The organism is Pantoea sp. RIT413, assembly GCF_003057675.2.
GTDB lineage: Bacteria > Pseudomonadota > Gammaproteobacteria > Enterobacterales > Enterobacteriaceae > Pantoea > Pantoea eucrina.
Genome location: NZ_QBJB02000028.1, coordinates 1 through 4,260, shown reverse-complemented (window position 1 = coordinate 4,260; position 4,260 = coordinate 1). Strand labels below are relative to the sequence as shown.

The 4,260-nt window shown below is 51.2% G+C and carries 3 protein-coding genes and 4 tRNA genes; 6 read left to right on the top strand and 1 reads right to left on the bottom strand.

All coding sequences use genetic code 11. The annotated features are described in order from the left end of the window. Positions 1–144: 144 nt before the first annotated feature. Together murB and birA are read left to right on the top strand one after the other, a co-directional pair. Positions 145–1,182, top strand: coding sequence for a UDP-N-acetylmuramate dehydrogenase (murB, locus tag DBY66_RS17690; RefSeq protein ID WP_071668693.1), 1,038 nt, complete (start codon positions 145–147; stop codon positions 1,180–1,182). Then, positions 1,179–2,144, top strand: a complete 966-nt coding sequence (gene birA, locus DBY66_RS17685; protein WP_039381823.1) for a bifunctional biotin--[acetyl-CoA-carboxylase] ligase/biotin operon repressor BirA — start codon at positions 1,179–1,181, stop codon at positions 2,142–2,144. The genes murB and birA overlap by 4 nt, the downstream gene beginning before the upstream one ends. A gap of 44 nt (positions 2,145–2,188) precedes the next feature. Here birA and coaA read toward each other — a convergent pair whose 3' ends face one another. Beyond that, the gene (gene coaA / locus DBY66_RS17680; protein WP_039385682.1) at positions 2,189–3,139 is read right to left on the bottom strand and encodes a type I pantothenate kinase; all 951 of its coding nucleotides are present in this window, start codon (positions 3,137–3,139) and stop codon (positions 2,189–2,191) included. A gap of 451 nt (positions 3,140–3,590) precedes the next feature. Here coaA and DBY66_RS17675 point away from each other — a divergent pair. The 4 genes from DBY66_RS17675 to DBY66_RS17660 all read left to right on the top strand — a co-directional run bounded on the left by DBY66_RS17675 (position 3,591) and on the right by DBY66_RS17660 (position 4,103). Continuing rightward, a tRNA-Thr gene (locus DBY66_RS17675) sits at positions 3,591–3,666 on the top strand. A gap of 7 nt (positions 3,667–3,673) precedes the next feature. Further along, a tRNA-Tyr gene (locus tag DBY66_RS17670) sits at positions 3,674–3,758 on the top strand. Between the two features lie 189 nt (positions 3,759–3,947). Next, positions 3,948–4,022 (top strand) — tRNA-Gly (locus tag DBY66_RS17665). A 5-nt stretch (positions 4,023–4,027) separates the two neighbouring features. After that, positions 4,028–4,103: transfer RNA gene (locus tag DBY66_RS17660), tRNA-Thr, on the top strand. Positions 4,104–4,260: the final 157 nt, after the last annotated feature.

Sequence of the window (4,260 nt, the reverse complement as noted above, 5' to 3'; positions counted from 1 at the left end):
CAAGTAAGAGAGCCCTGAACACGCGTTCAGGGCTTTTTTACGTCTGCAGAAAAGCAAAAATTCCCTGCTAAAAACATCAAAATCCCCACTCCTGTTTAGTCAATCGGGTAAACTACGGCCAGATCACTCAGTAAAGGCCGTGAAATGTCCAGCCCAGGTACCTCCCTTAAAGCATGTAATACGCTCGGTCTTGAGATCGACGCACAATCGCTGATTATCGCTGATAGCGCAGAAGCCATTACCGCAGCGTGGCACTCCAGCCAGCAGCGCAATCAACCCTTTATTATCCTCGGTGAAGGAAGCAATGTTCTGTTCCTCGAGGATTTCAACGGCACCGTCGTCGTTAATGCCATCAAAGGTATTCAGCCTGAAGAGCATGAAGAAGCCTGGCATGTGCACGCTGGCGCCGGTGAAAACTGGCATGAGTTAGTGGAATATACCCTGAAAAAAGGGATCCCTGGCCTGGAAAACCTGGCGCTCATTCCAGGTATGTCAGGCTCCGCTCCGATCCAGAATATCGGTGCCTATGGCGTAGAGTTTAAAGATGTCTGTCACTATGTCGATGTACTGCATCTGCCTACATCAGCCACTAAAAGGCTCTATCGTGAAGAGTGCGGCTTTGGCTATCGCGATAGCATATTTAAACACGCGCTCAAAGATGATTACGTCATCATCGCGATCGGACTGCGCCTGATGAAAGCGTGGAAACCGGTACTGAGTTATGGCGATCTGGCAAAACTTAACCCGGCGACGACTACCGCCTGGGATGTCTGCCATGCTGTATGTCAGATGCGTCAAAGCAAACTGCCCGATCCGCGCGTTACCGGAAATGTGGGCAGCTTCTTTAAAAACCCGCTTGTTTCAGCTGAGCAGCTGACAGAGCTGCTCGCGCAGTGGCCTGCAATACCACACTATCCTCAGCCTGATGGCGAGGTAAAACTGGCGGCAGGCTGGTTAATCGACCAGTGTCAGCTTAAGGGCTTCAGCGTAGGCGGCGCCGCCGTACATCGCCAGCAGGCGCTGGTTCTGATCAATCAGGATCGCGCCACGCCGCAGGAGATTGTTACACTGGCACATACGGTGCGGCAGCATGTGGGTAAGAAGTTCAATGTCTGGCTGGAACCTGAAGTGCGTTTTATCGGCGCCAATGGCGAGCGTAATGCAGTTGAGGTTATTGCATGAAAGATCAAAGCGTCCCTCTCAAGCTGGCTGCGTTGCTGGCTGACGGTGAATTCCACTCAGGTGAACATCTGGGTGAAGCGCTGGGCATGAGCCGTGCTGCAGTTAATAAGCACATACAGACTCTGAAAAGCTGGGGTCTGGATGTCTTTACTGTGACAGGAAAAGGCTACAGCCTGGCTGCGCCTCTGCAGCTGCTGGATGAAGCGCTTATCCATACTCATCTGGAGACCCCGGGTATCGCCGTTATTCCGGTTATAGACTCAACCAACCAGTATCTGCTTGATCGCATGGATCAGCTTGAGTCAGGTTTTGCCTGCGTTGCGGAGTACCAGCAGGCAGGACGTGGACGCCGCGGACGTAAATGGTTTTCGCCTTTTGGAGCCAACCTCTATCTGTCGATGTACTGGCGTCTGGAGCAGGGACCAGCTGCTGCGATGGGGCTGAGCCTGGTCATAGGGATTGTCATGGCGGAAGTGATTCAGTCCCTTGGCGCTGAAAATGTCCGTGTGAAGTGGCCAAACGATCTCTATCTTAACGATCGTAAACTTGCTGGCATCCTGGTTGAACTCACCGGTAAAACCGGCGATGCGGCGCAGATTGTTATGGGGGCAGGCATCAACCTGGGAATGCGGGGTGAAGGCACTTCAGAAATCAATCAGGGCTGGATCAACCTGCAGGAAGCGGGCGTGACTATCGATCGCAACCAGCTGGCAGCCAGTATCATTAACAGTCTGCGTGCGGCGTTACCGCTTTTTGAGCGCGACGGTCTGGCTCCCTTTATTCAGCGCTGGGAAAAGCTGGATAATTTTATCAATCGTCCGGTTAAATTACTGATTGGTGAGCGCGAAGTTTACGGTATTGCGCGCGGGATAGATAAGCAGGGTGGCCTGCTGCTGGAACAGGAGGGAGTGATTAAATCCTGGGTTGGCGGGGAGATCTCACTCAGGCCAGATAACGGTTAGCCACAGCACTATGATAAAAGCCCTGCACGCAGGGCTTTTTGCTGTTACTTCCTCAGCCTTACGCTCTGAACGGCGTGGTTAGCCTCTTTGGTCATAATCAGGCTGGCGCGCTCACGCGTTGGCAGAATATTTTCTTTCAGGTTAAGACCGTTGATTTCCTGCCACAGCCCGCGCGCAATGTTAACGGCATCCTCTTTCGGCAGCTGCGAATAGTGATGAAAGTAGGAATCGGGATCGCTGAAAGCACCTTCACGGAATTTCAGGAAGCGGTTGATGTACCAGCGTTCCAGTAAGGTTTCCGGAGCATCCACATAGATTGAGAAATCCACAAAGTCAGAAACAAATACGTGATGCGGATCGTGCGGGTAGTCCATACCGCTCTGCAGCACGTTAAGCCCTTCCAGAATCAGGATATCAGGCTGCTCAACCACTTTATCGCCGTCAGGGATGACATCATAAATCAGATGCGAGTAGACCGGTGCCGTGACCTGGCTGGCGCCCGACTTGAGATCGGAAACAAACTTTACCAGGCGATGCATATCGTAGGACTGCGGAAACCCTTTCTTCTTCATCAGACCGCGCTCTTTCAGCACGGCATTCGGATGCAGGAAACCATCAGTGGTGATCAATTCTACTTTGCGATGTTCCGGCCAGCGGCTAAGCAGCGCCTGCAGCACGCGCGCAGTCGTGCTTTTTCCGACGGCAACGCTGCCGGCAATGCTGATGATATAAGGGATCTTTTGCCCGTTGGTGCCGAGAAACTGTTCCAGTACGGCCTGACGTCGCAAATTAGAACTGATGTAGAAGTTCAGCAGACGTGATAGAGGAAGATAGATCTCAGCAACCTCATCAAGAGAGAGATCTTCATTGATACCGCGCAGGCGCTCAACTTCACGCTCATCCAGTGTCATAGGCACTGAGTCACGCAGCGCAGCCCACTGCTGTCTGTCGAATTGCAGATAAGGGGTGGTCAGTGGCGTTGTTTTTCTACTCATAAGCATATATCTGACCGCAAAGTGTGGTTCATCCCTGCCTCATCATGAAGCGTCCTGAACGCGATTGCGCGTCATAGAAGATAAATTAACGGAAACAGTGGGCAGGAGGTTAACACCAGTGTCACTTTAAACAGAAGCAAAATGATGATCGTGCGAGCGCTTTCGCAGAACACGCCACATTTTTTTCACCTGGTGGAATGAAAAAAGCTGTGTTTTTCTATCAGCTGCTAAAAAAACCAGTAAATAGTTTAACCCCGGGCAGTTCAGTCAAAGAGAAAACAGAGCGTAGCCGCTGAACGCGGTGGTGAACATTTGTACCAGATATGAGTGAAGAAGCGACAGTAATGCCTGCTGTTGAGAGCTTTTGCACAAATAGTAAGCAAAAGAATAAAAATGATGATTTTCTTGTTGCATCTCGGAGCCGGTCTTCCTAGAATGCGCGTCACTTGATGCCGGCTTAGCTCAGTTGGTAGAGCAACTGACTTGTAATCAGTAGGTCACCAGTTCGATTCCGGTAGCCGGCACCATCAAGTAGGTGGGATTCCCGAGCGGCCAAAGGGAGCAGACTGTAAATCTGCCGTCACAGACTTCGAAGGTTCGAATCCTTCTCCCACCACCATCTCAGCCTCCTGGTTGGGCATCAGGTAAGAGTTTACCTGATGGGTGAGTTCAAATCTCTCACCTCCGGATTCAGATTGCACATCTGTGTGGTCAGGGTCAGTCGGAAACTCTGACTGGCTCGAATAGTAAAAGGTCTTCTTTTATTATTCAAAAGCTACAGAAAGAACAGGTAGCCGAGTTCCAGGATGCGGGCATCGTATAATGGCTATTACCTCAGCCTTCCAAGCTGATGATGCGGGTTCGATTCCCGCTGCCCGCTCCAGATGTGCTGATATGGCTCAGTTGGTAGAGCGCACCCTTGGTAAGGGTGAGGTCCCCAGTTCGACTCTGGGTATCAGCACCACTTCCTTTATCTCTCTCCTGATTCTCTCTCTGTAAAACTAACATCGGGCACTGCCTGGTTAATGTGACGATATCTTTGATATATTCGTGTCTTAGAGGGACAAGCGATGGCTAAAGAGCAATTTCAGCGTAACAAACTGCACGTAAACGTGGGCACC